The following is a 26,228-nucleotide window of genomic DNA, read 5'->3' on the forward strand; positions in this document are numbered from 1 at the left end:
AGAAACGAGATTATGCAGAACTTTCTTCGTTTCGTCAACCGGGTCAGCACTTTTTTTTGCTTCGGTTCGTCGCGCTAAACCCCTCGCTCCAAACCACCCAGTTGCCCCGCAGCCCTTGCCAGCCCTGCCTTGCAGCGCCGCGTTGTGTTGCGAGGGAGCGAATAGTACGGCAGCAAATCACCCTTGGCAAGCGGTTTGGTGAAATAAATCGCCAAACCCCATAAAGCGGCGACCGCCGCACTTATTCTCTTTCAGCTTAGGCTACCGGACCAAATCGAGGCTTCTCTATATAGAGTGCCTATTGGTGTGTGGCTCCCCGAGCGACTTGGTAGAGGAATGCAATGGCGGAGGTGCGGATGTTTGTCATGCACGACACGATGATTCATGATCAAGGCCTGACCAAGCGCTACCGCCCAGGCGGAAACTTCCATGACAATCCGGATCGTTCGACTGGGATCCCCCCGCGCCGCCGATGAAGGGCTTCGCATCGGCACTGTCCGACGACCGCCCCGCGGCGTGCCAAAGGCGGAATTCGCGAGCCGCGATTTCTATGACGTCTGGTATCCCGTCCTATCACCGACGCCAGAACTGGTTGCCCAGGCGCTCGCGGCCACGGACGACAAGGCCTGGCGCACCTTCGTCAGGCATTTCCGCAAGGAAATGGCCGGACCCGATGCCAGCCGTACGCTAGACCTGCTCGCGGCCCTGTCACACCAGACCAACTTCTCGATCGGTTGCTATTGCGAGGATGAAGCGCATTGCCACCGCTCGGTACTGCGCGATTTACTCGCCGAGCGCGGCGCAGTGATCGGCTGACACAGCTTCCACTGCCACAGTTATCCGCGCGGGGCCGCCGCCCCACGGCGGCGCTCCCTCTCTGCTCCTATTTCCGATGGTCCTGAATTTCGTCTGGCTCGGCTTCTTCCTGATTGCGTTCCTGGCTGCCTGCATTCGGCTCGCGAACGGCGACCTCGCCGTATTTCCCGCCATGCTGGCCAGCCTGTTCGACAGCGCCCGCACGGCGTTCGAGATTTCACTGGGACTGGCCGGCGTGATGAGTCTGTGGCTTGGCATCATGCGCATCGGCGAGCGGGCCGGCGTGGTCGACGCCTTCGCCAGACTTGTCAACCCGCTTCTGCGACACTTCTTCCCCGGCGTGCCGCAGGGCCATCCCGCCCAGGGCGCGATGATGATGAACGTCTCGGCCAACCTGCTCGGGCTGGACAACGCGGCGACGCCGCTGGGTCTGAACGCCATGCGGGAATTGCAGACGCTGAACCGGCGCCCGGATGTCGCCACGGACGCGCAGATCATGTTCATCGTGCTGAACACGGCGGGCCTGACGCTGATTCCAACCTCGGTCATCGCCATGCGGCAGGCGATCGCGATCAAGCAAGGGCTGGTCGGGTTCAATGCGGCCGACATCTTCCTGCCGACATTGCTGGCGACTGGCGGTTCGTTCCTGGCAGGCCTGCTGGCCGTTGCCTGGGTGCAGCGGCTGAACCTGTTGCGGCCTGTGGTGCTGGCCGCTTTTGCGCTGGGCGCACTTGGCGTAGGCGGGCTGCTGGTCTGGCTTCGCCACGCGCCGCCAGACCAGGTCAGCCGGCTCACTGCCCTGGCGGGTAGCGGTTTCATCCTGTCGCTGATCACCGTGTTCCTGATATGTGGGGCGATACGCCGCGTGAATGTCTACGAGGCATTCATCGACGGCGCCAAGGAAGGGTTCGGCGTCGCGGTCCAGATCATCCCGTATCTGGTGGCGATTCTCGTCGCGATCGGCCTGTTCCGCGCGACCGGTTGCATGGACATCCTGATGCAGTGGCTGTCCGCGGGCTTCGCCTGGCTTGGCCTGAACACTGATTTCGTCCCGGCGCTTCCGGTCGGGCTGATGAAAATACTTTCCGGCGCCGGCGCGCGCGGACTCATGGTCGATGTCATGACCACTTACGGCGTCGACTCCTTCCAGGGGCGGCTGGCTGCCATCATCCAGGGATCGACCGAAACCACCTTCTATGTCCTGGCGGTCTATTTTGGCAGCGTCAATGTGCGCAATACGCGCCATGCGCTTGGGTGTGCTCTGTTTGCTGACGTTGCCGGGCTCTTCTGCGCGGTGGGCGCCGCCTATCTTTTTCGATAGCAAAAACGCCTCATGAGGCGCACAGTAGCGTGGTTCGTCATCATCTGTTGTAAGAGGACAACAACATTGTGTCAGAAAGCAAACATTCCCGAGGGTCGGCTTGGTGCGTCGCAGCAAGACGTGTATAGTGAAGTCTGTCTCCTCCACCACCTCGGTGGATTCCAACCCGCGCAGAACACTGCGCGGGTTTTTTTTGCCCAAATTTCGGCATAAGCCCCCGCTCTCATCGGAATTCTGGGCGAGACGTGCCTGCAGCGGGGATATGTATCGCTTCAGTCACCATTGACGGTGGTGGCGGCAACAGTGGCGCAAATCATTGCAGACAAGGGAGCAATTCGCGATTTTGTTGCATCGCAACATACGCTGTCGTAGAGTGGCCACAGCACCCGCTCACGCCTATGCCAGTCCTACCCTTGTTGCTTCGCTATTGGCCTGACCCCGCGCTGATCCGCCGCGGCCTGATCTATGCTGGCTCATTTATCGCTCTCGCCGGCATGGGTTGGCTCAGCGGTCAGACAAACTACCTTTGGGCCGCGACCGCCTCCATCTGGACATGCCTCGCCGACCGGGAAGGCACGGCCGCTCAACGTCTTGCGAGCCTTGGCGCAGTCGGCATCGGTGGCTCAGTCGCGAGTGCGATCGGTGCCGCCGTGGCCTTCAGCCCGTTTGCCGCTGTACCTGTCGTGCTGGTCGCGGGCCTAGCCGCGGGCTTTGCGGAAACGCGCGGCCCCGCTGCGGCGATCTCGGCCAAGCTGCTCTATGTGGTGCTGATCGCCGCCTGCCTGCAGCCTGTCGCAAGCCACGATGTCGCCGCCCACCTGCTGGATTCCGGGCTGGGATACCTGCGGGGCGGGGCATTCGCCTGCCTGGTTTGCCTCGCTCTGATTCCCTCGCGCCGCGAAATGCGTCCGCGCCCTGAGACCGAAGCCGCCTATGCCGCGCTTCAACGCTTCGCCTCCGCACTCGCCGACGGCGGCGATGCGCGGACGTTGACCGCCTGCAAGCAAGACATCCGCAACCATATCGAGGCGGCACGACGCGCTATCCAAGCGCGCCGCAACCTGCGGGACGCCTACGCGCTGATCCACTACGCGTATGTCGTCGGGATCGCGGATGCCCTGTTCGGCCTGCTGATTGTCGCGGCGGAACTGCGTGAACGAGCCGGCCCCGCGCACTCTCTGCCGTTGCGGCACATCGCGCGCTGCATGGCCGATGCGCACGAGCAGGTCCGCCACGCGATGGCCCGGCATGCGGCGGACCTGCCTTCCCTGGGCGTGGCACTCCGGCATGAGCTGCGGCGGCTGGTTGCGCCGGTGCCCAACGCCAGTGCGCCGCCGCCATACCAGTCAGCGCTGGCGGCCTTGGCGCGGCACCCGGACTTCGAACGCTGGCGTGCCGGATTCGCCTGGCCGTGCCGCGGCCTGTGGCATGTCGTGGACCGCCTGCGCGGCGCGCTCCGCGAACATACGGCCCGCGACGCACTGGCCGGCCGCCATGCGATCCGTCTGGCCCTCGGCGGCTGCCTGAGCTTGCTGCCCGCGCAGTGGTGGCATGTGGATCACGGCTACTGGGTCGCCGTCACCGTCATCATGGTGCTAAGCCCGCAATTGCAGACCACGCGCCAGATCTCGCTCAAGCGCTTCGCCGGATCGCTCGCCGGAGCATTGCTCGCCTGCGCGATTGGCCTGTTGCATCCCGAGCCAGCGGTAGCGTTGGGCATCAGCGCGCTGTTCCTGTCCGGCGCATACGCAAGCCGGCTCGCGGCGCAGCCTGCCGGCTTTGCGTTCTGCCTGACGCCGGCGGTCATCCTGTTCTCATGGATAGGGGCGCCTGCGGTCGACAGCAGCCACTTTGCCGCCCTGCGGGGCATCGATACGGCACTGGGCTGCCTGATCGCGTTGGCGAGCTACTACGTGCTGGCGCCGCGTGTGGAGCGTTCGCGCATGTTCCGACACGCCTTCGACGCGCTTGCCGTCAATGCCGTCTATCTTCGGGCCGCGTTTATCGCAGCCCGCTCGGGTGCAGCTGGCACCGCGCGGCTCGAAGCCTTGCGGATCTCGGCCGGACGGGCATCGACCCGCGCGGAACGTACGCGGGACGAGCATGGCCACGGACTGTCGCCCGATGCCGCGCAGGCCTATGCACAGATGCACGCCACCGCACGCCGCATGGCGGCGCTGGCTGGCGTGGTACGGGCCGGCGCAGAGTCGGGTTCGTTCGCCGAGCTCCCGCGCGCACCGGTGCAGGCCGCCCTGGCGGCTCTGGAGACCCGGCTCGCGGAAGTCGCGGTGCGCCCGGGATATAGGACCGGCGGGACCGACTGCCATTCCGAGTACAAGGGACAGGCAGCAGAGTTCCTGCCGGTGCTTCCATTCGAGCGCTTCCTGGCCGAACAGGCAGACTACGCCGACGCGCACATTGCCGCCGCGCATGCCGTCGCCAAGGCGTTGCAAAGGCCGGAGTCAGCCGCTGCGCCGTTCGGCTACGCGCGGAGCGCCTAATGGCAATCCGGTTGTCCCAGCCAGCGTTTGATCTGGCCACCTTTACCGCAGCAGCCGATGTCCTAGAATGTTCTCATTCGTTCGTCGACCGCACGAGGGGTACGCCATGTCCGCTGTCTCGTTTCCTCGCGCCAATCCGACCTACTGCGCGGCCAGCCTGAGGCTGTCCTGTCCTGCAACGGTCAACGGCAGCCCCACCCAGTATTCCGTCACGGCGGAAGCACTGGAGGCGCACTTTGGCGCGCGTTCTCCGCGCGAAGAAGACTTGCTGGCGGCCTTCACCAGCAATCGCCAGCGTATCGAACAACTGGCGGAAAGCCTGTTCGAGCTGACCGAGGCCCGCGAGATCGTGCTGCGCAGCGGACATTTCCGCTTCGCCGGGTAACGATTTCCGGACTGCCGACCGGATCAGTCCGCAGCGCCTTCGCCGCGCACAAGCAGCACCGGCATGGTCGACTGCCGGATCAACGCTTCGGCCACACTCCCCAGCACCAGCCTGCGGACACCGCGGCGGCCGTGCGTGCCGATCACGAGCAGGTCGGCGCCCCACTGGCGGGCAGCCTCGTTGATGGACGCACCGATGTCCCCAGGCACCGCTGCATCGCTGACGAGCCGGGTTTCGTATTTCACATTGGCGGCTGCCAGTCGGCTGGCCGCATCTTCGAGCGCACGCTGGCCACTTTCGACGATTGCCTTCTGCACCTGGCTCGGATCGTAGAAGCCGGCATCGAAGAGCGGCATCGCGTTGTCAACCACATAGAGCGCGAGCACCGTTGCGCCGCCGGGGCCCGCGATCCGAACCGCCTCGTTCAAGGCCAAGGTCGACGTGCTGCTGCCGTCGACCGCCACCACGATCTTGTTGTACGCCGCGCCAGTCATCTTCGTTACCTCCACAGACAGGAAAAAGGGATGGCGGCGCAAGGGCCGCCAGGACGATACTACACGTGCTGCCAGCGGCACGCGGAGCGGCCTATCGGCAGATCTCGTGTGCTAGATTAGGCCCAACCTTCCAACGGTGGAAAAGACAAGTGTGGTGGGATTAGGATGGACTCCCTGATCACCGCCGCGGCCCGTGCGCTGGCGGCCGGTGACCCGCTCGGCGCGCTGAACCGCGTCGCCCTGCGCGACGATGCGCCAGCGCTCGCACTGCGCGGGATCGCAATGGCGCAGCTCGGCGATTTTTCGCTCGCGAAGGCGCTGCTGCGCAAGGCTGCACGTGCCTTCGGTCCGAAGGAGATCATGGCCCGTGCGCGCTGCGTTGTCGCCGAAGCCGAGATCGCGCTAGTTTCACGCGACCTGCACTGGCCTGTGAAGGCGCTCGACGCTGCGCGGGCAACACTGGAAGCGCACGGCGACCGCGCCAACGCCGCGCAGGCGCGCTATCTGCAAGTGCGCCGCCTGCTGCTGATTGGCCAGCTTGAGGCGGCTGACCATATGCTTGCCGGCCTTGACCCCGCCACACCTCTTCCGGCTGCCCTGCACGCCGCGCACGAACTTGCAGTCGCCGGCATCGCTATCCGGCGACTGCAAACCGGTGTGGCGCACACCGCGCTCGCCCGTGCCCGGGACGCAGCCCGTCGGGCAGGCATCCCGGCGCTGATGGCGGAGGTCGAAGCCGCATCCCGTGTCCTCGATACACCGGCCGCGCGACGGATCTCTCGCGGCCGTGAACGGCTGCTCATGCTCGATGAGGTGGAAGCGCTGCTGGCATCCGGAACGCTCATCGTCGACGCATGCCGCCTCGTCGTACGTGACGCCGCCACCCTGGTTCCGCTGGCCCGGCGGCCGGTTCTGTTCTCGCTCGCCCGCACGCTCGCCGAAGCATGGCCGGGTGATGTGCCCCGCGACACGCTGATCGCCCGTGCGTTCCGGATGAAATTCGCCGATGCCTCGCATCGCGCGCGCCTGCGCGTGGAAATCGGACGGCTACGCGCTGCACTCGGGCCGCTCGCTGACGTATCCGCGACGAGGCACGGCTACGCGCTGGCACCACGTGACGCGCCCGGAGTCGTTGTGCTGGCGCTGCCGGTCGAAGACGCCTATGCCACCGTGCTCGCCTGCCTCGCGGACGGAGAGTCGTGGTCAAGCTCCGCCCTGGCGCTGGCGCTCGGCGCGAGCCAGCGCACCATGCAGCGCGCGCTCGACGCACTGGCGGCGACCGGCAAGGTCCAGCCGATCGGCCATGGGCGTGCACGCCGGTGGATCACCCCCCCGATACCCGGATTCGCGACGACCTTGTTACTCCCTGGGCCGCTACCCGGCAGCTAGCATGAAACGCACATCAACCAGTGACGAGGACACGAACATGAAGCGATCCGCAGCGGAAGTCATTCGTGAATACGGGCCCTTTGCCGGCGTGGAGGCCATCCATGGCGTTACCTACGACGGGCGCCAGGTGTGGTTTGGCTCTGGAGACAGGCTCAACGCGCTCGATCCGGCGAGCGGGCAGACGGTGCGCACCATCGAGGTCCCCGCGCACGCCGGGACGGCGTTCGACGGGCGGCACCTTTACCAGATCTCCGAAAGCCGCATCCAGAAGATCGATCCTCAGACCGGCCGCGTGCTCGCGACCATTCCGGCCCCAGGCGGTGGCGGCGATTCCGGCATGGCCTGGGCCGAAGGATCGCTCTGGGTGGGACAGTACCGCGAACGGAAGATCCACCAGATCGATCCCGACACCGGCAAGGTGCTGCGCACGATCGAATCCAACCGTTTCGTGACCGGGGTCACCTGGGTGGACGGTGAGCTATGGCATGGGACATGGGAAGGCGAAGAGAGCGACTTGCGGCGCATCGACCCACGCTCGGGTGAGGTTCTGGAACGACTCGACATGCCTGCGGGCGTCGCGGTATCGGGGCTTGAGTCCGATGGCGCGGACCGGTTCTTCTGCGGCGGTGGAAGCAGCGGCAAGCTCAGGGCCGTCCGCCGTCCACGGAAGGACGCCTCACAGACCTGATCGTCAACTCTGGAACAGCGTGCCTTACCGCGAAGTCAGCCGCATCTGCGCGAGCAGCGGCAGATGATCGGATGCAAGCCGAGCCACCGGACTGCGGTGGCTCGACACTGCGACGAGATGCGCGCGCGGCGATGTCCAGATGCGGTCGAGCGCGAGCACCGGGCAACGCGACGGAAACGTCGACACATGCGGCGTGCGTTCGAAATAGGCATGCAGCCAGCGCAACGGCCGGCCCCACAGAAACCATTCGTTGACATCGCCAAGCAAGATGGTCGGCTGGGCGGGTACTTCGGCCAGCGCCGTCAGCAGGCGGCGCACCTGTGCGCGGCGTTCGCTGGGCAGCAGGCCCAGGTGCGTGGCAATCACACGCAGCGCGAACGTGCCGGCTTCGATCGCGTCGCATTGCAGCTGTGCATCGATGGCACCGCGCGGTTCGCGCCCTTTCACACTGAGATCGATGTGCCGCACGCGCAGCGGCGCATAGCGTGTCAGCAAGGCATTGCCATAGTCGCCATCGTCGCGCACCAGCGTCGGGCCTGGTATTGCATGCAGCCCAGTATGCCTGGACAGGAAGCCGAGCATATCGAAGCCGGTGGCGCGGGTTTCCACTTCCTGTAGCGCGACCAGGTCGGCCCGCAACTCGCGCAGCACCTCGCAGATGCGTTTCGGCACGAAATGACCGTCGGTGCCGACGCCGCCGTGGATGTTGTAGCTCGCCACCGCGATCTCGGCATGCCGGGCGGCAAGCGGTGCTTCTGGCGCGTTCACCGCGTTCTCTCGTTCGGCGCGGTGCGCACACCGCATGAATGGCACACGCCTGTGTCGTGTGGCTGGTGCGCACGTGTGGTCCGGCGGCGGCGCTCGCGTCTTCGCCGCAGCAACACCCACACACACACGGGCACGAGCAGCACCAGTGCGAGCCACGCAAACGTCAGCGCGCCCGGATTGCGCGCTACGGCGGCAATGCGATCCACCAATGACGCCGAGACAATGATGCCGGGCGACATGCCGATGGCCGTCCCCAGCAGGCAATCGCGCAGGCGGATGCGCGAGGCGCCCACGACAAGATTGACCAGCGTGAACGGCGCGACTGGCACCAGCCTGAGTGCCACCATCGCAAGCACGCCGTGCTGGCCTACGCGCTGGCTGAGCCGGTTCAGCCGCCGGCCGCCGAAGCGCTGCACGGCGTTGCGACCCAACAGGCGCCCTGCCGTGTAGCCGACCGCAGCGCTCAGCACAGTGCCCGCCAGCGCCATCGCGCCGCCATACAAGGGCCCGAATACGACTACCGTGACCACGATCAGCACGGTCACCGGGATCAGCATCATCCCACCGACGACATAGGCGCACATCATCACGAGCGGCGCGAGCGGCATCTCGTCCACGCGCTCCATCAGGACCAGCAGGTGGCGGACATCGGCCCATTCGCGCAGTGGCGTATAGCGCCACGCAAACGCCACGCCGGCGAGCACCAGCAGGAACCCAACGAGCATCGCCACGTGGCTTGCGGCGCGCGGGCGCGCATCGTGGCCGATGAACTCTGCCATGACCTGGTCGGTGTCGATCGGCTCCATCGGATCGAGCAGCGTGGCGTCGGGCAACGCCGCGTCGACCTCGTCCGGGACACTGGGCATGAATGGCACGAGGGTCCGGTCTTCCGAGCGTTGCAGCGAGCGCAGTGCATCGTTGAGCCGCGGATGCTCGGCCAGCGCCTGATTCAGCGCATCAGGCGAGACCGCCAGGTGTTCGCACAGCAAGCGGTCACGCATGGCGCGGATCGATGCGGCGATGCGCGCGTCGCCGTTCGATTCGATCACGAGATTGCATTCGGTATCGAGTCCGAAAGACCGGTTGCTCAGGTTCGCGGAGCCGATCATGAGCAGGCGGTCATCAACGACCATCACCTTGCTGTGGACATTGACGCAGGCATCGCGCAGGCCCGGCACGTGCGGGCAGTAAAGCCGGAAGCGACCGTGTGAGTCCGCGGCGCGCAAGGTACGGCAGAGGCGCGCGCGCAGCACGCCCATGCTGGCTTCCTCGAGCCAGCCGCTTTCCGTCCGGCGCGAGACGAGTGCGATGTCAGGGCTGTCGGATTCGCGTAACCGGGCCGCGAATGCGTCGGCGATCAGTGCGGAGCTGAAGTACTGGTTTTCGAGATACAGGCTGTCGCGCGCGGCAGCGATCGCATCGGTATGGAGTTCCCGGATCTCGGTGACGGCGGGCGCATCATCGCGCGCCGGATAGGTACGGCTGATGCCGACGCGTACATCCGTGGCGTCCGGTGGCACCCGGCTCGGCCACGGGTCCGCGCCAGTCGCCGTCGGCACGCGTGCATGGCGACCCGTCGCACGCAGCCATCGCTCCGCGGCGAGATCGCCGAGCGCGCGCGCCGCGTCGCCGTCCACCATGCACTGCACGTCATGAAATGGCGCGTAGGGCTTGCCGTCGGGATCGGTCCTGAGCGGCTCGTCGGCGCGGTGTTCGGGCGTGTCCCAGCGTCGGATGGTGAGGTCCAGGCCGCCAACGAACGCGAGCGCGTGATCAATGACCACCACCTTCTGGTGATGCGACGCACCGGGCGGATGATTGCCGTCCAGGCAGAACGACAGGCGCCGGTGCGCCTCCCAGTGCTGCCGTGCCGCGGGCAGGAATTCGCGCTCGAACGCGAACACCATGGCGAAATCCCAGCTCAGCACGTAGACGTGCAGGTCAGGTCGCCGCTTGCACAGCGCATGAAGGAAGTCGCGCAGTTCGGCGGGCAAGCCATCTTCCGGCCCCTCTTGCGCGAGGCGCATGCGGCTGTCGATATCCCATCCGACGATATAGATGGTTTGCTCCGCACGTGCCAATGCCTCCCGCAGTGCGGTGAAATAGGCGTCCGCATCGACCAGCATCGCAAAGCGCGTGCAGGGCTCCACGCGCCAGCAGTTGTGCCCCGGACGCAGCAGCGAGGGATGGGCATCGTTTGTCATGGCGAAGGGTAGACCCCGCAAGTTTCGTACCGGTGGGCAGGGCCCAATATGCCGCCATCACGGATCCGATGTCGCGCCTGGCTTACTTGCCATTGCAAAAGTTGCCATCACGCCGCTGCCATGCCATTTAATTGACCGACCGGTCGGCTTATATATAATGGGGCCGAACCACAGGCGCAAAGCCGGCCGTCAGAGCCGGGACAGCCGCTGCCAAAGGAGGCTCCTATGTACACGCAGAGTCTGGATTTGCCCGGCAATCCCGCTTCGGTGACCGCAGCCGCGGACGACGCCAGCCGCCAGGCGGCGTTCGATGCACGCATGGCCGCCGACAGCAAGATCGAGCCGCAGGACTGGATGCCCCAGGCCTACCGCAAGACGCTGGTCAGGCAGATCTCCCAGCACGCGCACTCCGAAATCGTCGGCATGCTTCCCGAAGGCAACTGGATCAGCCGCGCACCGTCGCTCAAGCGCAAGGCCATCCTGCTGGCCAAGGTGCAGGACGAAGGCGGACACGGCCTCTATCTCTATTCCGCCGCGGAGACGCTCAATACGTCGCGCGACGAGATGGTCGACGCGCTGCACACGGGCCGGGCCAAGTATTCATCGATCTTCAACTACCCGACGCTGACCTGGGCCGATGTCGGCGTGATCGGCTGGCTTGTCGACGGCGCGGCGATCATGAACCAGATCCCGCTGTGCCGTTGCTCGTATGGCCCGTACGCGCGCGCCATGATCCGGATCTGCAAGGAAGAGTCGTTCCATCAGCGCCAGGGGTTCGACGCGCTGCTGGCGATGATGCGCGGCACCGACGCCCAGCGCGAGATGGTGCAGGACGCGGTCGATCGCTGGTGGTTTCCGGTGCTGATGATGTTCGGGCCGCCCGATTCGGCATCCACCAACAGCGCGCAGACCATGGCGTGGGGCATCAAGCGGATTTCGAATGACGACCTGCGGCAGAAGTTTGTCGACGCGACAGTGGAACAGGCCAAGGTGCTGGGCGTCACGCTGCCCGATCCGGGCCTGCAATGGAATGCCGAGCGCGGCCACTATGACTACAGCCCGCTGGACTGGGACGAGTTCTGGCGCGTGATCAACGGCGATGGCCCGTGCAACCGCGAACGTCTGGCGACGCGCGTGAAAGCCCACGAAGACGGCGCCTGGGTGCGCGAAGCGGCGCTGGCCCACGCGGCCAAGCAGGCCGCGCGCGAAACACAGCGTGAAGCCGCCTGACGCAAAGGACAAGGAGACCAGCATGACGCAGAAGGAATGGCCGCTGTGGGAAGTGTTCGTGCGCAGCAAGCAGGGGTTGGAGCACAAGCATTGCGGCAGCCTGCATGCCACCGATGCCCAGCAGGCGCTGCACATGGCGCGCGACGTCTATACGCGCCGCCAGGAAGGTGTGTCGATCTGGGTGGTGCCGTCCACCGCGATCACCGCCAGTGCGCCCGAGGAAAAGCCGGAGCTGTTCGACCCGATGGCCGACAAGATCTACCGGCATCCGACCTTCTACCAGCTACCCGACGAAGTCAACCATATGTAAGGGCCCGGCACCATGATGACCCCGACGACCGACACCACGCTGTCGCATCTGCCGCCTGAGCGCACGGCCGCGCTGCGCTACGTGCTGCGGCTCGCCGATAACGCGCTGATTCTCGGCCAGCGCAACGCCGAGTGGTGCGGCCATGGCCCGGTGCTGGAAGAAGACATCGCGCTGGCGAATATCAGCCTGGACCTGATCGGCCAGGCGCGGCTGCTCTATGCCCATGCCGGCGAGCTGGAAGGCGCGCTGACCGGCAGGCCGCGCCATGAGGACAACTACGCGTACTGGCGCGCCGAACGCGAGTTCTGCAACTGGACGCTGGCCGAGTTGCCACACAGCGGCCCGCTGGCAGGCACCGCCAGCACCGACCGCGACTACGCCGTCACCATCACGCGCAACTTCCTGTACAGCGCGCTGATGGTGGAACTGTGGAACGTGCTGCAGGCGAGTACCGATGCGGAGCTGGCCGCTATCGCGGCGAAATCGGTCAAGGAAGCACGCTATCACCTGCACCACGCCGCTGGCTGGATGGTGCGCCTTGGCGATGGCACCGAGGCTTCGCACCTGCGCATGCAGCGCGCGCTTGACCATCTGATGCCGTACATGAACGAATGCTTCGCCGGCGACGACGTGGAGCAGCTCGCCGCCGCGCAGGGCGTGGCGGTGCCGACTACCGACCTGCGCGACGCATGGGAAGCGACGGTCGACGAAACTCTCGCGGAGGCCACGCTGGAAAAGCCGGTGCCGAACGCCTTTGTTTCGACTGGCAAGCATGGACTGCATTCCGAACATATGAGCTACCTGCTGGCCGAAATGCAGAGCCTCGCGCGGGCCCATCCTGGCGCGCAGTGGTAGCACGGGGCCCGATATGAACACTGTTGCGCTTTCCGACGCCGAACGCACCACGCGCGCGTGGGCTGCGCTGGAGTCGGTGCCCGACCCCGAAATCCCCGTGGTATCGATTCGGGACCTCGGCATCCTGCGCGATATTGCCGTAGCCGACGACGCGACGCTCGAAGTCACCATCACGCCGACGTATTCGGGCTGCCCGGCCATGTCGCAGATCGCCGAGGACATCGGCCAGGCCCTCGACGCGGCAGGACTCGGGCCCTGGCGCGTCCGCACGGCGCTATCGCCGGCGTGGACGACCGACTGGATCAGCGACGCCGCACGCGAACGCCTGCGCGAATTCGGCATTGCGCCGCCGCGGCAATGCGACGCGGCACCAGCCACGCAGCCGTTGCGCTTCGTGCCGCGCGCCGCCCGCGCCGGCGCACCGGATACCGTGGCCTGTCCGCGCTGCGGCAGCCGCCATACGCAGGAAATCTCGCGCTTCGCATCGACGGCCTGCAAGGCGCTTTACCGTTGCCTCGATTGCCGCGAACCGTTCGACTACTTCAAACCCTACTAACCGTTACCAACCCCGCCGTCCCGAGCGAGCTGCCATGACCCCACAGTTCCATCCGCTGCGCGTGGCGCAGGTGCGCCCCGAGACGGCCGACACGATTTCCATCGCGTTCGAAGTGCCCGAGACCCTGCGCGACGCCTACCGCTTCACACAGGGGCAGTTCCTGACGCTGAAGGCCCCGGTCGATGGCCAGGACCTGCGCCGCTCGTACTCGATCTGCTGCGGCGTGCAGGACTATGCCGAGCGCGGTGAGCTGCGAGTGGCAGTAAAACTCGTCGAGGATGGCGTGTTTTCGAGCCACCTCCATGACACGCTGGCCCCGGGGCAGCTTATCGATGTGATGACGCCGGACGGCCGCTTCCATGTGCCGCTCGACGCGGGCGCGGCACGCCACTATGTCGCCTTTGCCGCGGGCAGCGGCATCACGCCGGTGCTGTCGCTGATCCGCACCGCGCTGGCGGCCGAACCGCAGAGCCGCTTCACGCTGGTCTATGGCAACCGCAATGTCGACAGCATCATTTTTTCCGAAGCGCTCGAAGACCTGAAGAACCAGTACCTGTCGCGCTTCACGCTGTACCACGTGCTGTCGCGCCAGCCGCAGGAAGTCGACCTGCTGCACGGGCGCCTCGACCACGCCCGGGTCACGGCCTTCCTGCAGACGCTGATCCCGGTGGACGGCATCGATGCGGCGTTCGTGTGCGGACCGGCCTCGATGATCGACGAGGTCGAAACCGCGCTGCGCGATGCCGGGTTGGATCCGCACCGCATCCACGCCGAGCGGTTCGGTGTGCCGGTGGACCGCCAAAAGCGCGCGCCCCCCCACGCCCATGCCGACGACGCCGGCACGGCCGAGCTGGTCGTGGTGCTCGATGGCAAGCAGCACACCATGCGCCTGCCGATGGAGGACGGCAAAGTGCTCGACACGGCGCTGGCCGCCGGGCTGGACCTGCCCTATGCGTGCAAGGGCGGCGTGTGTTGCACCTGCCGGGCCAAGGTGCTGGAAGGCCAGGTCGAGATGGAAAAGAACTACACGCTGGAGCCGTGGGAAATGGAAAAGGGCTTCGTCCTGACCTGCCAGGCGCGCGCGCTCACGCCCCGCGTGGTGGTCAGCTACGACGAACGCTGAGCCGCCGCGCCAAACGTGCGCCGGGCCGCGCGCGGTGTCTGGCACGCCCGGCTGCCCAAGTCGCGCCGTGATTACAATGGGAAGGGAGCGCGTTGCGGACGCCTGGAGGTGACTGAGAACCGTCCCACGCATATACAATCACGGCCATGCAATATATCCACGTCGTCAACGGCGATGTCGCCGGAAATACCCTGCGCCAGGCGCTGGCCCAGGCTGCCCGGCCCGACCCCGTGGTCGTGCTGCGCGACGACCTTGCCGTGGGCCCGCTCGTGGACGTCGACAGCACCGGGTCGATCCGTTCCGGTTTCTGGCAACGCGTGGCTCCGCACACCGACATCGATTTCGCCGCCGAAATGCGCCAGGCGCTCGACCAGCTTCAGAAGCTGCGCCAGAGCGACATGGAAATCGCGATCTGGCACGGCCAGAGCGCGGCCGACCAGCTGATGCTGCGCCGGGTCGTATTCCACCTCTACCAGGCGCCCCAGCGCATCAATGAAGTCGCGATGGACCTGCGTGAGCTGGAACTGCCGCCGCAGGCCGGGCTGGCCGCCATCGGCATGTATTCGCCGGCACGGCTGGCGCGGCGCTTCTCGACCATCGCGCCGGTGTCCGTGCTGCGCCTGGGCCGGCTCGGCTACGAATGGCAGCAGAACGTGCGCGAAAACGCCGACGTGCGGCTGTGGAAGGGCAATACGCTGGTGGCAGCGGCCTACCACAGCATCGATGACATCATCATGGAGCGCGCGCCGTCCGAGTGGACGCCTGCCGCCGAAGTCGTGGGCAGCGTGATGGGCGCCATCGAAGGCCTGCTGGCCAGCGACTGGTTCGTGTTCTGGCGCTGCCGCGAGCTGATCTCCATGGGCCGCATGGTCCTGCGCGGCAACGCGGATTCGCTGGATACCTGCGAGCTGCGCCGGCACGTGATTGCCAGCGCGGAATAACGGAATAGCGGATTAGCGGACCAGCCCGCTCCTTCTTATTTCCCCTTCCCGGACACTCCCTGCCGGAACGACATGGCGCGAACCAAGGCACCCGATTTCGAAGCACAGCGCGAGCAGATCCTGGAACTGGCGGCCGCCGCCTTTGCCAACAGCAGCTACCCAAGCACCTCGATGGCCGACCTGGCCGCCGCGTGCGGCACGTCGAAGGCGCGCCTGTACCACTATTACGAGAGCAAGGAAGCGATCCTGTTCGACCTGCTGGACCGCTACACGCGTCGGCTGATGCTGATCGTGACCGAGGTCGAGGCCGATTCCGAACGCCAGGGCCGCACCGACCGCGAGAGCTTCGCCAGCCTGATCCGCGCATTCCTGGCCGAGTACGAGAACTCGCAGACGCGCCATATCGCGCTGATCAACGACGTCAAGTTCCTGGCCGAGGAACAGCGTGACCTGATCCTCGGCCGCGAGCGCGACGTGGTTGCGGCGTTCTCGCGCATGCTGCGGCGCGCCTACCCGGAGCGCGTCACGCGCGAAAACCAGACCGCGCTGACCATGACCGTGTTCGGCATGATCAACTGGACCTTCACCTGGCTCAAGCCGGGCGGCAAGCTGTCCTACGGGGCGTTTGCCGATATGGTCGTGGACCTGCTCGAAGGCGGCCTGCCGGGCAAGGCCGCCGCGTCCGCGGAATTGCTGGCGCGGCGCTGAACGCGGGCCAGCGCCTCCATCAGGACCATTCGGCCTCTTCCCGCTGGCGCCGCTGCTCGCGGTCCTGGCGGAACATCTCCTGCAGTTCGTCGCGCGCCTGGCGCGCCAGCGACACCAGCTTCTTCTGGTCCGTGTAATGCGGATAGAAGCGGTCGATGGCCTGGATGTTGTGCCGGCGGAAACGCAAGGCCACGTTGCGGGCCTCCGCCGGATCGAAGCCCAGCCCTTCCAGTACGCGGCGGCCCAGCATCAGCGAACCCTCGAACATCTCGCGTTCGAACAGGTTCACGCCGCGGTCCTTGAGCTGGTAGATGTGTGAGACATGGCGCGCGCGCGCATAGATCTGCAGATCCGGATAGCGCTCGCGCACGCGGTCGATCAGTTGCAGGCTGTCGTCCATGCCGTCGATGGCCACGATCAGGATGCGTGCCTTGTCAATGCCCGCTGCTTCGAGCAGGTCCAGACGCGTGGCGTCGCCGTAGAAGATCTTGAAGCCGTACTGGCGCAGGAATTCGATCTGGTCGGGATCGTGGTCCAGCACAGTCACGCCGACGCCCTGCGCGTACAGCAAGCGGCCGATGATCTGCCCGAAACGCCCGAAGCCGGCGATCATCACGGGGTTGTTCTGCGGCGTGATGGCCTCATCCGCACGGCGCTTGGTCACACCGAGGCGCGGCGCCACCAGACGGTCATAAGCCAGCAGCAGCAAGGGCGTGGCTACCATCGACAAGGCCACGATCAGCACCAGCAGCGCCTCGGTCTCGCGCGGCAGCAGGCCTGCCGTGCCGGCCACGCCGAACACGACGAAGGCGAACTCGCCGCCCTGGGAGATCAGCAGCGCGAACAGCAGCCGCTGTCCGCGTGCGATCTCGAAATAGCGGCCCAGGAACATCAGCACCGCGGTCTTGGCGACTACGAACACAGCCACCAGTCCAAGGACCGTGCCCGGCGCGCGCGCCAGCACGGCGAAGTCGATGGACATCCCGACCGCCATGAAGAACATGCCGAGCAGCAGGCCCTTGAACGGTTCCAGGTCGGCCTCGAGCGCATGACGGTACTCGGAATCGGCCAGCAGCACGCCGGCGACGAAAGTCCCCAGCGCCATCGACAGGCCCACCGCATCCATCATCAGCGCAATGCCCACCACCAGCAGCAGCGCGAACGCAGTGAACATCTCGCGCATATCGGTCCGCGCGATGAAGCGCAAGGCCGGACGGACGAGGTAGCGGCCGCCGAAAACCACGGCGGCAATCACCGCCACGGCCTTGGCTGCGGACTGCCAGCCACCGCCGCTGGCGTCGGCCGCGCTCTCTGCTGCCAGCAGCGGCAGCAGCGCGATCATCGGAATCGCCGCGATGTCCTGGAACAGCAGGATGCCGAAGCTCGCCCCACCCGCAGGCGTGCCGAACAGGTTGCGCTCGCCCAGCGTGGCCAGCGCAATGGCCGTGGATGACAGCGCCAGCCCGAGCCCCGCCACGAGCGCCACTGGCCATGGCGCTCCCACAAGCGCCGCGAGGATGCCGATCACCAGCGCGCACGCCGCCAGCTGGATGCCGCCATAGCCGAAGATGCTCCGCCGCAGCGCCCATAGCTTGCGCGGCTCCAACTCGAGGCCGATCACGAACATCATCAGCACTACGCCGAATTCCGAAAAATGCAGGATCGACTCGACATTGGTCACCATACGCAGCGCGAACGGGCCGATGGCAGCGCCGGCAAGCAGGTACCCCAGCACCGCGCCAAGCCCGGTGCGGCGCGCAAGCGGCACGGCGACCACGGCCGCCACCAGGAACACCACCAGTGCAATCAGGAAATCATGCTGGTTCATGCACGCACCTCCGCGCCTGCCGCTACCGGGCTATCCGTATGAGCGCCGATGCGCCTGCAAACGTGCGCAATATGCTCGGCCAGCGCCTGAGTGTCGGTGTTGTCGGCATCGTGCAGGACCTGCGGCGGCAGCCAGTCCATGCCGCACAGGCGCGCCGTCTGTTCCAGCGGCAGCAGGAACGCTTCGATCGGATGGCCGTGGTTGCCTTCCGGCCCATAGGAGTCGAAGGTCCCGCCGGTGCTCGCCACAGCGAGCATGGATTTGCCGCGCAGCGCCGTGCCGCCGGGGCCATAGGCCCAGCCGTACTCCAGCACTTCATCCAGCCAGAGCTTCAGCAGCGGTGGCACGCTGTACCAGTGCACCGGGTATTGCAGAACTACCGTGTCCGCGGCAGCCAGCGCGCGCTGCTCGGCCACGACGTCGATGTCGTAATCGACATAGCGGCAATAGAGGTCGCGCACATCAATGTGAGGCTGTGAGGCGAGCGCCTTTGCCAACGGGCGATTGACCCGTGAACGGCCTGGCGTGGGGTGCGCATAGATCACAACAATCGGAGATTCGCTTTTCGTCACGGCGGTTTAGTCCGAAATTTCAGGCGTACCTATCGCAGCGGGGGCACTGCGACAGAACGGAATGCGGCGTTGCAGCAAATCCACAGCCGGACAGCTGAAACAATCGATCACATTTTCTCAAGTTTTTGATTTTAATGAAGGTTTTTATCGAAATCGGGTTCGCGCAGCGCTGCTGCGACGCGGGAAGCTTACGCCGAACTGACAGTTCCGCTACAATACTTTTCAAATTGCATCAATATAGTGTTTGCCCTAATCTGGCACGCAGTGATGCGAAAAGTGCCTAGACGAATACCACAGCGGTGCTATTTTTATCGCTGATTGCACCGGATTGCACCGGGAAGGAAACATCGTGAATCCGCTCGAACTGAGCAAGGCCGTCGGCGCCGTTACCGACGAAGATCTGCGCAAAGCAGCCGAAGCCGCACAGGCCGCCCAGCGCGCCACCGTTCTGGTGCGCGAGCTGGCCGCCCATCACCGCTCGCGCCTGCTGAAGCATTTCCTCGCCCTGGGCGAGGAGGATCGCCTGCTCCGTTTCGGCCAATCCGTGGGCAACCACGTGATCGAAGCGTATGTCGACAGCATCGACTTCGACCATGATTCCGTGTTCGGTGTGTATGACGAGAAGCTCGAGCTGGTCGGCGTCGGCCACTTCGCCAACCTGCGCGACAACGCGCAGGGCCGCGTGGCGGAATTCGGCGTCTCCGTGTCGAAGAGCGCGCGCGGGCGCGGCATAGGCAGCGCGCTGTTCGAGCGCGCCGCCATCCACGGCCGCAACACCAGCGTGCGCACGCTCTACATGCACTGCCTGTCGCGCAATGCGGCCATGATGCACATCGCCAAGAAGGCCGGCATGAAGGTGCAGTACGCGTACGGCGAAGCCGACGCCTACCTGGAACTGCCGCCTGCGGACACCATGAGCCGCCTGACCGAGGCGCTGGACGAGCAGGTCGCCGATTTAGACTACCTGGTGCGCCGCAACCTGCGCGACGCACGCCGCTTCGGGCTGCGCTTCTGGCGCTCGATGGTGCCGCAGAAGCGCACCGCCTGATATCACCGCGGCCCGGCCTGACACCGACCCCACGCCAGACGGCGCATCGTGACGATGCGCCGTTTTTGTTTTGGCCGCGCGCTCAGCCCCCGGCCACCGGCAATGCGGTGGTGTCCTTGATGCTTTCCAGCGCAAAGCTGGAGCGAACGTCGATCACGGACGGGTGCGCCAGCAACTGCTCTTGCATGAAGCGCGCAAAGTGTTCCATGTCCTCGACATAGACCTTGAGCAGCAGGTCCATTTCGCCCGTCATGGCATGGCACGCCGCGACTTCCGGCCAGGTGCCGATGGCCGCGCGGAACAGATCGAGCGGCGCCTTGCCCTTCGGTGCGCCGCCGTGCTTTTCCAGCCGCACATTGATATAGGCCAGCAGGCCCAGGCCGATCTTGCCGGGCTCGAGCAGCGCCGCGTACTGGCGGATCACGCCGATCTCCTCCAGCCTGCGGATACGCCGCAAGCACGGACTCGGCGACAGGTTCACGCGCTCGGCCACCTCCAGGTTGGTCAACCGGCCGTTGGTCTGCAGGACCTCCAGGATCTTCCGGTCGATCTTGTCCAACTCCACCTTGCTCACGATTTCGTTGCTCCGCAATATGTTTATTTGCAATTTTTTTGCGCAAATTTAGCAAGTTGTGCACAAGTACGCAATTTTTTGTGGAATCCGTCAGATTTGACGCCGTATCCATCACTCCTTCAGCGAAACAGGGTGCCGGGTAGGCGGATTTGCCCACCCATCCGATCGACGTGGGGAAGGCAAGGATGGTGCCAAGCCCGCCGCACAGGCAGCGGGCATTCTACGGTTGTTCCGACGTTTTACGGCGAAAATGCCGGCGTCAGCGACAGGCGCCAAAAGAAAAACGCGCGACCCGTGAAGGTCGCGCGCGCATCGCAGCCATTGTCCCGGTCATCCCGGGACTATCGAACCGGTTCAGCCGCCGCTGCTGGAAGGGGCTCCCGGTGCAGCCGGCGCGCCCGGGCCGCGCGGCATGCGTTGCATGCGTTCCTGATGCATCTTCTGCATGCCGGCCCTGATTTCATCCTGGGTCAGCTTGCCGTCATGGTTCGCGTCGAGCTGGTCGAAACGCTCCGCCAGGTGCGGCATGCCTGCCTTGGCCTCATCCTTGGTCAGCGCGCCATCGCCGTTCTTGTCAGCCGCCTTGAACTTGGCATCGAATTCCTTCTGCATCTCGGCGCGACGCTGTTCCATCATCGTCTTGCGATAGGCAGCCATCTCGCTCTTGTCGAGCTTGCCGTCGTGGTTGGTGTCGATGCGGTTGAAGAGCGCGTCGGCCTCGGCCTTGGAAATTGCGCCGTCACCGTCGGTGTCGATCGATTTCATCCACATGCCACCGCCGTGATCCATGTGGTGATGCATCCCGCCACGCGGCGCCGGTGCAGGCGCGGTGGTGGCGGCTTGGGCAAACGCGCCGCCGGCGACGAGGAACGCGGCGGAAGCGGCCAGGAAGTGCTTGAGAATCTGCGGCTTGGATTTGCCTTGCATGTCTTGCTCCTTTTCATCACGTGGGCATGTACGGATTAGAACGCGGACGATGCGGGGAAGTTGGCGGTTTTAATACGATGTTACGCGGCTCACAGATAGGGCTGTCGGCCGTAAGCGATTGCAAGGGATCCGGAATATTGCAGGCACACTGAACAGCCGGCGCTGCGGGATCAGTTCTTCGGCACGAGGGGATCGGCCGGGGGTACGGCCGGCGCCATGGCGGGCTGAAGCTGGCGCTGATCGATTTCCTGCGTGTGCGATTGCGCCGCCGGTTGCTGCACGGCGGCGGACGCCGAGGGTTGTACAGACTGGACAGGTGGCTGGCTGACCGCCGGCGCGGGCGGTGTCATCGGGGTAGCAAGTGGCGCGGCTGCGCCGGAGGGTGGCGTCGCGGGCAACGGAGCCGAGCCGGGACGCGCGGCGCCGGTCTGCACCGGCAGCGCGATTTCCTGGCGAACGCCGTTGCGTTCGATCACCACGGAACGGCCGTGGATTTCAACAAGACGAATTTGTGCGGATAGTGCCGTGCCGGCGCGCACCGCCTTGGGCGGCCCGCCGTCCAGCGACACGATTGCAGCGCCGGCGCCATCGGCGACATCCGCCACGACCCCGATCAGTTGCACGTCGCGAACACCGCCCTGCGCCGAGCCGCCGAACAGCGTGGCGACGGCGCCCGTCTCCACGGCCTCGGTCTGCGCCACACGGGCGGACTGCGGCACCGGAATCGTGCGCATCGCGCTGAAGGTCAGCACCCAGCGGGTCGCCAGTGCGCACAGTGCGATGAAGAGAACCAGACTGGCTGCACGCGGCAACCAGGCCGCAGCATCGAGACGGAGGGCGGGCCGGATGGAGAGTTGCACGGAATCAGGGATACGCTCGACATGGAATGCGCCAAGCGTATCAGAGCCCTATGACCGTGTCTGTGGCGGCTTACAACAGGTCGTCGAGCAGATCCGGGCCGAACACTTCGCGGTGGATATGCCCGACCGGGACACCAGCGCTGATCAGCGCGTGCCGCTGCGCCTGCATGAACCCGAGCGGTCCGCACAGGTGGAAGTCGCCGTCGATAAACAGACGGTTGTCGGGCGCATCGAGCAGTGCGGCGACGGGCATGGTGCCCGCGTGGTCGTAGTCACGGCCCGCGACATCGGCGGCTTGCGGCTGTTCGTAGCTGATATGGGTACGCAGCTGCGGCAGGCGTTCCCTGGCCCAGGCCACGTCGGCACGATGGGCGTGGTGGCGGCCGTCGCGGGCCGCGTGGGCAAACAGAATCTCGCGCCTGGAGCCTTGTGCGGCCAACGTGCGCAGCACCGACAGCATCGGCGTGATGCCGATACCGGCCGACAGCAGCACGATCGGGCGGTGGTTATCCAGGCGCGGCGCGAAGTCGCCGAACGGCGCGCTCACCGACAGTTCCGTGCCGGGCTGCGCGTTGGCATGCAGCCAGTTGGATACTGCGCCGGCCGGCGTGGCGTGGTCGCCGTCCTCGCGCTTGACCGAGATTTGCCACGTCGGCAGGCCGCGCTCCGCAGACAGCGAGTACTGGCGCTGCTGGCGGTTGCCGTCATCGAGCGTGACTTCGACGCTGACGTACTGGCCCGGGCGGAAATCGCGCAGCGGCTGGCCGTCCACGGCCGACAGCGTCAGCGCGACCACGGTGTCGCTCTGCACTTCGCGGCGGTCGACCCGTACGGCGATGCGTTCGCCGGCGGCCATGCCGGTGCTCTGGTACAGGCGCGCTTCGGCGGCGATCAACTCGCCGGCCAGCAGCCAGTACGCTTCGTCCCAGGCGGCAATCAGATCGGGCGTGGCGGCTTCGCCGAGCACGGCGGAGATGGCGCCCAGCAGGTGCCGGCCGACGATCGGGTAATGCGCGGGCTTCAGGCCCACCGCTGCATGCTTGTGCACGATGCGTTCGACCACCGGCGCAAGCGCGTTGGCGTTGTCGATATTGGCGGCGTAGGCGAACACGGCGGAGGCGAGCGACTGCTGCTGCGAGCCGTTGGCCTGGTTGCCCATGTTGAACAGTTGGGTCAGTTCAGGGCGCGCCGCGAACATCTCGCGGTAGAAATGGGTAGTGATGGCGAGGCCATGTTCACGCAGCACCGGTACGCTGGCATCAATGTAGGGGCGGGAAGCAGCAGACAACATCAGGTAAGGCTCCGTTTTAAATCATGCAAACAAAATGCATGTTTTTACTCACAACAAAGCCGGCGCACGTAACGCCAGAACTGCGGCTCAAAGCGCGCCGTTCAAGCCGTACGCCGGCTCACAAAATCGCGATGCAGCCGGATGATCGACTCGGCAGTCTGGCTGCCGGTGACATCCGCCAGGGTGACAGTATCAAGCGAGCGATAGAACGCCTGCTCCGCCTCGTCCAGCGCCCGGCGCAGCCGGCAGTTTCCCTTCAGGGCACATGGCGGGTCATCACAGTCGATGACCGGCTTGTGCCCTTCCAGTTCGCGCAGGATCGTCCCGATGGTCAGCTGGTCAGCCTGCGGCCCCAGTTCCAAGCCGCCGTGGCGGCCGCGCGTGGCCGTGATCCAGCCCAGCTTCGACAGGCGCGCTGCCACCTTCACCAGATGGTGATGGGAAACCTCGAACTGCTGGCCCACCTCGGCAATGGTGATAGGCCGGCTGCCGTCGGCGCGTGCCACGTACATCAGCAGCCGCAGTGCGTAGTCGGAAAAGCGGGTCAGTTGCATCGTGGTGACATCTTAGATAAGCGGCATTTCAAATGCAAGTTTTATTGTGCGGCGCGGAATCCCGTGACACAAATCAGACTCCGGGCCGCGAGAATTCCTCGCCACAAAAAACAGTCATAGGGTGGCGGTTATACTGATTGTCGAACGCCGGGCGCGTGGCCAGCGCGCGCCCCCGCCATCCAGCACGAGGTCCAGACACGATGCGCCGATCCACATCCCTATTCGCCAGTACCCGCTCCACACGTTCGCCCCGCTCCCATGCCGATCGCACCAAGCGCGGCAGCCGCGGCTTTACCCTGATCGAAATCATGGTGGTGATCGTCATCCTGGGGGTGCTCGCGGCGTTGGTGGTGCCGAAGATCATGAGCCGCCCCGATGAGGCCCGTATCGTTGCCGCGCGCCAGGACATTTCGTCGATCATGCAGGCACTGAAGCTCTACCGGCTCGACAACAGCCGCTATCCCACCACGGAACAAGGCCTCGCCGCGCTGGTGGCCAAGCCAACCACCGAGCCCGTGCCGAACAACTGGAAGGCCGGCGGCTATCTGGAAAAGCTGCCCAAGGACCCGTGGGGCCATCCGTACCAGTACCTGAACCCCGGCGTGCGCGGCGAGATCGACATCTTCAGCTTCGGCGCCGACGGCCAGGCCGGTGGCAACGGCAATGACGCCGACATCGGCAACTGGGAATAACGCCGTACCGGCAACATGAAACCGGCCCCGCGCCGCCGCGCCGCCGCTTGCCGGCCCCGGGGCTTCACCCTGCTCGAACTGCTGGTGGTCATGGTGATCGCCGGCATTGTCATTTCGCTGGTCGCGGTCAACGCGTCGCCCAATGAGCGCGGACGCCTGCTCGACGACGGCCAGCGCATCGCGCGGCTGTTCGAGCTGGCGCAGGAAGAAGCCCAGCTCGGCGCGCGCCCGATCGCCTGGGAAGGCAGCCCCGGCGGCTGGCGCTTCCTCGAATCCACGCCGAATGGCTGGGTCCCCCTGCGTACCGATGTGTTCGCGCCAGGCCACTGGCGCCTGCAGCCGGACCAGGTGATCGTCGCCGAAGGTGGCCGCAACGCCGGTACGGGCGGCCCGCCGCGCCTCGTCTTCGGGCGCGAACTGATCGACGGTCCGCAGCGGGTGATACTGGTGCGCGGCGACATCCGCGTCGATATCGCCGGCGACGGCGGCGGCCGCTACTTCGCCAGCACGCCATGATCGCGCGCGCGCATCGCCGCCGTCAGAGGCACGGCTTCACGCTCATTGAAGTGCTGGTGGCGCTGACAATCCTGGCCGTGGCGCTGACGGCCGCCATGCGGGCCATGGGCAGCATGGTCGATGCCAGCGCGTCATTGCAGGCGCGCATGCTGGCCGAGTTCAGCGCCGAAAACCACCTGGCCACGCTGCGCCTGTCCAAGACCTGGCCCGAGCCCGGCGTGAGCGGCTATGACTGCCCGCAGGGCGGCACCCCGCTCTATTGCGAGCAGAGTGTCTCCGGCACGCCCAATCCGGCGTTCCGGCGCGTGGAGATCGCGGTCTATCCGTCCGCCGCCGACCGCTCCGTGCGTCTGGCGTGGCTTGTCACCATCATTCCCAATGAAACGCGCAACCTGCTCTGATCGCCGCACGACTCGGCGCGGCTTCACGCTGCTGGAAATGCTCGTGGCCATTACGCTGCTGGCGGTCATGGCCGTGATCGGCTGGCGCGCACTCGACAGCATGACGCGCAGCCGCGAACGCCTGACCGACCACGACGCCAGGCTGGATGCGCTGAAGGTGCTCTACGGGCAGTTCCAGTCCGACTGCGAACACCTGTCCGACCCCGGCCTGCTCCAGGCCAGCCCGGTCGAAGTCGCGCCCGGCCAGGTTTTGATGGTGCGCGACCGCCGCGAAGAGAACCAGCCGCCGATGTGGCAGGCGCTGAGCTACCGGCTGGAGGGCAACGCGCTGGTACGCCTGGCAGCGCCGCCGGTGGACAGCCGCGCCGCCGTGCAGTCCGCCCTGCTCTCGCTGCGCCAGGCTGGCCGCCAGAACAATGTGCAGGCCCGTCAGGTACTTGGCGATGTGGACAGTCTCGGCGCGCGAGTATGGATCGATCCGGCGGGTTGGCTGGCGGACAACGGGCGCATCCGCGGCGCGCTGTTCAATCCGACCGGTGCCAGTGCCGTGGCGGCGACCGCTACGACCAGCACGGCCAGCGTCGTCGTTCGCGCCGTCGAGTTGTCCATCCAGGCCCGCATGGGCGACGGCGATGCGCCGCGCGATTTCCGCAAGATCTGCATGACCGGGCTGTGA

General features: G+C 65.9%; 28 protein-coding genes. 18 read left to right on the forward strand and 10 right to left on the reverse strand.

Features of this window, described 5'->3' with window-relative positions; translation table 11 throughout:
- Positions 1-429 precede the first annotated feature (429 nt).
- The 4 genes from K2O51_RS29435 (at position 430) to K2O51_RS29450 (ending at position 5,023) form a co-directional block, all read left to right on the forward strand.
- Positions 430-816: a DUF488 domain-containing protein gene (locus K2O51_RS29435; protein WP_011299326.1), complete on the forward strand. Its 387-nt coding sequence runs from the start codon at positions 430-432 to the stop codon at positions 814-816.
- Positions 817-892: 76 nt separating this feature from the next.
- Entirely contained in the window at positions 893-2,137 is a 1,245-nt protein-coding gene (locus K2O51_RS29440; protein ID WP_220631096.1) for a nucleoside recognition domain-containing protein, read from the forward strand.
- Between the two features lie 398 nt (positions 2,138-2,535).
- Positions 2,536-4,638 (forward strand): FUSC family protein, encoded by a 2,103-nt coding sequence (locus K2O51_RS29445; RefSeq protein WP_220631097.1) that lies wholly within the window; start codon positions 2,536-2,538, stop codon positions 4,636-4,638.
- Between the two features lie 106 nt (positions 4,639-4,744).
- Positions 4,745-5,023 carry a DUF1488 family protein gene (locus tag K2O51_RS29450; RefSeq protein ID WP_011299329.1) on the forward strand — a complete coding sequence of 93 codons (279 nt, stop codon included), beginning with the start codon at positions 4,745-4,747 and terminating at the stop codon, positions 5,021-5,023.
- A 23-nt stretch (positions 5,024-5,046) separates the two neighbouring features.
- On the opposite strand, the gene K2O51_RS29455 is transcribed toward K2O51_RS29450, so the two are convergent.
- On the reverse strand, positions 5,047-5,517 hold the full coding sequence (locus K2O51_RS29455; protein ID WP_220631098.1) for a universal stress protein: 471 nt from the start codon (positions 5,515-5,517) through the stop codon (positions 5,047-5,049).
- 165 nt (positions 5,518-5,682) lie between these two features.
- Between K2O51_RS29455 and K2O51_RS29460 the strand changes: the two genes are divergently transcribed.
- Complete coding sequence (locus tag K2O51_RS29460) at positions 5,683-6,906, forward strand: helix-turn-helix domain-containing protein (protein ID WP_220631099.1); 1,224 nt, start codon at positions 5,683-5,685, stop codon at positions 6,904-6,906.
- Positions 6,907-6,943: 37 nt separating this feature from the next.
- Positions 6,944-7,594 carry a Vgb family protein gene (locus K2O51_RS29465; RefSeq protein WP_011299332.1) on the forward strand — a complete coding sequence of 217 codons (651 nt, stop codon included), beginning with the start codon at positions 6,944-6,946 and terminating at the stop codon, positions 7,592-7,594.
- 24 nt (positions 7,595-7,618) lie between these two features.
- Here the strand turns inward: K2O51_RS29465 and K2O51_RS29470 are convergent, their stop codons facing one another.
- Together K2O51_RS29470 and K2O51_RS29475 are read right to left on the reverse strand one after the other, a co-directional pair.
- On the reverse strand, positions 7,619-8,398 hold the full coding sequence (locus K2O51_RS29470; protein WP_011299333.1) for an endonuclease/exonuclease/phosphatase family protein: 780 nt from the start codon (positions 8,396-8,398) through the stop codon (positions 7,619-7,621).
- Positions 8,359-10,566 (reverse strand): VTT domain-containing protein, encoded by a 2,208-nt coding sequence (locus K2O51_RS29475; protein WP_220631100.1) that lies wholly within the window; start codon positions 10,564-10,566, stop codon positions 8,359-8,361. The genes K2O51_RS29470 and K2O51_RS29475 overlap by 40 nt, the downstream gene beginning before the upstream one ends.
- Before the next feature lie 225 nt (positions 10,567-10,791).
- On the opposite strand from K2O51_RS29475, the gene paaA reads away from it, so the two are divergent.
- From paaA to K2O51_RS29510, 7 genes are all read left to right on the forward strand, one after another.
- Positions 10,792-11,796, forward strand: a complete 1,005-nt coding sequence (paaA, locus tag K2O51_RS29480) for a 1,2-phenylacetyl-CoA epoxidase subunit PaaA (RefSeq protein WP_220631101.1) — start codon at positions 10,792-10,794, stop codon at positions 11,794-11,796.
- 22 nt (positions 11,797-11,818) lie between these two features.
- Positions 11,819-12,106: a 1,2-phenylacetyl-CoA epoxidase subunit PaaB gene (gene paaB / locus K2O51_RS29485; protein WP_011299336.1), complete on the forward strand. Its 288-nt coding sequence runs from the start codon at positions 11,819-11,821 to the stop codon at positions 12,104-12,106.
- Between the two features lie 12 nt (positions 12,107-12,118).
- On the forward strand, positions 12,119-12,961 hold the full coding sequence (paaC, locus tag K2O51_RS29490; protein ID WP_011299337.1) for a 1,2-phenylacetyl-CoA epoxidase subunit PaaC: 843 nt from the start codon (positions 12,119-12,121) through the stop codon (positions 12,959-12,961).
- A 13-nt stretch (positions 12,962-12,974) separates the two neighbouring features.
- On the forward strand, positions 12,975-13,517 hold the full coding sequence (paaD, locus tag K2O51_RS29495; protein ID WP_140949208.1) for a 1,2-phenylacetyl-CoA epoxidase subunit PaaD: 543 nt from the start codon (positions 12,975-12,977) through the stop codon (positions 13,515-13,517).
- Positions 13,518-13,551: 34 nt separating this feature from the next.
- Positions 13,552-14,640, forward strand: a complete 1,089-nt coding sequence (paaE, locus tag K2O51_RS29500; protein WP_220631102.1) for a 1,2-phenylacetyl-CoA epoxidase subunit PaaE — start codon at positions 13,552-13,554, stop codon at positions 14,638-14,640.
- 146 nt (positions 14,641-14,786) lie between these two features.
- Entirely contained in the window at positions 14,787-15,581 is a 795-nt protein-coding gene (locus K2O51_RS29505) for a DUF1835 domain-containing protein (protein WP_011299340.1), read from the forward strand.
- Between the two features lie 72 nt (positions 15,582-15,653).
- Positions 15,654-16,289 (forward strand): TetR/AcrR family transcriptional regulator, encoded by a 636-nt coding sequence (locus K2O51_RS29510; RefSeq protein WP_011299341.1) that lies wholly within the window; start codon positions 15,654-15,656, stop codon positions 16,287-16,289.
- Positions 16,290-16,308: 19 nt separating this feature from the next.
- Here K2O51_RS29510 and kefC read toward each other — a convergent pair whose 3' ends face one another.
- Both kefC and kefF read right to left on the reverse strand, forming a co-directional pair.
- Positions 16,309-18,117 (reverse strand): glutathione-regulated potassium-efflux system protein KefC, encoded by a 1,809-nt coding sequence (gene kefC / locus K2O51_RS29515; protein ID WP_220631103.1) that lies wholly within the window; start codon positions 18,115-18,117, stop codon positions 16,309-16,311.
- Positions 18,114-18,662, reverse strand: a complete 549-nt coding sequence (kefF, locus tag K2O51_RS29520) for a glutathione-regulated potassium-efflux system oxidoreductase KefF (protein WP_220631694.1) — start codon at positions 18,660-18,662, stop codon at positions 18,114-18,116. The genes kefC and kefF overlap by 4 nt, the downstream gene beginning before the upstream one ends.
- 376 nt (positions 18,663-19,038) lie before the next feature.
- Here kefF and K2O51_RS29525 point away from each other — a divergent pair, with 376 nt between their 5' ends.
- On the forward strand, positions 19,039-19,737 hold the full coding sequence (locus K2O51_RS29525; protein WP_011299344.1) for a GNAT family N-acetyltransferase: 699 nt from the start codon (positions 19,039-19,041) through the stop codon (positions 19,735-19,737).
- An 82-nt stretch (positions 19,738-19,819) separates the two neighbouring features.
- On the opposite strand, the gene K2O51_RS29530 is transcribed toward K2O51_RS29525, so the two are convergent.
- The 5 genes from K2O51_RS29530 to K2O51_RS29550 all read right to left on the reverse strand — a co-directional run bounded on the left by K2O51_RS29530 (position 19,820) and on the right by K2O51_RS29550 (position 23,943).
- Positions 19,820-20,311: an Lrp/AsnC family transcriptional regulator gene (locus tag K2O51_RS29530; RefSeq protein ID WP_011299345.1), complete on the reverse strand. Its 492-nt coding sequence runs from the start codon at positions 20,309-20,311 to the stop codon at positions 19,820-19,822.
- Between the two features lie 354 nt (positions 20,312-20,665).
- Positions 20,666-21,238 carry an EF-hand domain-containing protein gene (locus K2O51_RS29535; RefSeq protein WP_011299346.1) on the reverse strand — a complete coding sequence of 191 codons (573 nt, stop codon included), beginning with the start codon at positions 21,236-21,238 and terminating at the stop codon, positions 20,666-20,668.
- 170 nt (positions 21,239-21,408) lie between these two features.
- Entirely contained in the window at positions 21,409-22,098 is a 690-nt protein-coding gene (locus tag K2O51_RS29540) for a type II secretion system protein N (protein ID WP_140949206.1), read from the reverse strand.
- Between the two features lie 70 nt (positions 22,099-22,168).
- Complete coding sequence (locus K2O51_RS29545) at positions 22,169-23,389, reverse strand: globin domain-containing protein (RefSeq protein WP_011299348.1); 1,221 nt, start codon at positions 23,387-23,389, stop codon at positions 22,169-22,171.
- A gap of 101 nt (positions 23,390-23,490) precedes the next feature.
- Positions 23,491-23,943, reverse strand: a complete 453-nt coding sequence (locus K2O51_RS29550) for an RrF2 family transcriptional regulator (RefSeq protein WP_011299349.1) — start codon at positions 23,941-23,943, stop codon at positions 23,491-23,493.
- 200 nt (positions 23,944-24,143) lie between these two features.
- Between K2O51_RS29550 and gspG the strand changes: the two genes are divergently transcribed.
- Genes gspG through K2O51_RS29570 form a run of 4 tightly spaced genes read left to right on the forward strand, consistent with a single transcriptional unit; the run spans position 24,144 to position 26,228 of the window.
- Complete coding sequence (gspG, locus tag K2O51_RS29555; protein ID WP_011299350.1) at positions 24,144-24,635, forward strand: type II secretion system major pseudopilin GspG; 492 nt, start codon at positions 24,144-24,146, stop codon at positions 24,633-24,635.
- A 15-nt stretch (positions 24,636-24,650) separates the two neighbouring features.
- Complete coding sequence (locus K2O51_RS29560; protein ID WP_011299351.1) at positions 24,651-25,151, forward strand: GspH/FimT family pseudopilin; 501 nt, start codon at positions 24,651-24,653, stop codon at positions 25,149-25,151.
- Positions 25,148-25,552, forward strand: coding sequence for a type II secretion system minor pseudopilin GspI (gene gspI / locus K2O51_RS29565; RefSeq protein WP_011299352.1), 405 nt, complete (start codon positions 25,148-25,150; stop codon positions 25,550-25,552). Before K2O51_RS29560 ends, gspI begins: the two co-directional genes overlap by 4 nt.
- Positions 25,530-26,228 carry a PulJ/GspJ family protein gene (locus K2O51_RS29570; protein WP_041679732.1) on the forward strand — a complete coding sequence of 233 codons (699 nt, stop codon included), beginning with the start codon at positions 25,530-25,532 and terminating at the stop codon, positions 26,226-26,228. The genes gspI and K2O51_RS29570 overlap by 23 nt, the downstream gene beginning before the upstream one ends.

It is taken from the genome of Cupriavidus pinatubonensis (assembly GCF_019602855.1).
GTDB lineage: Bacteria > Pseudomonadota > Gammaproteobacteria > Burkholderiales > Burkholderiaceae > Cupriavidus > Cupriavidus pinatubonensis.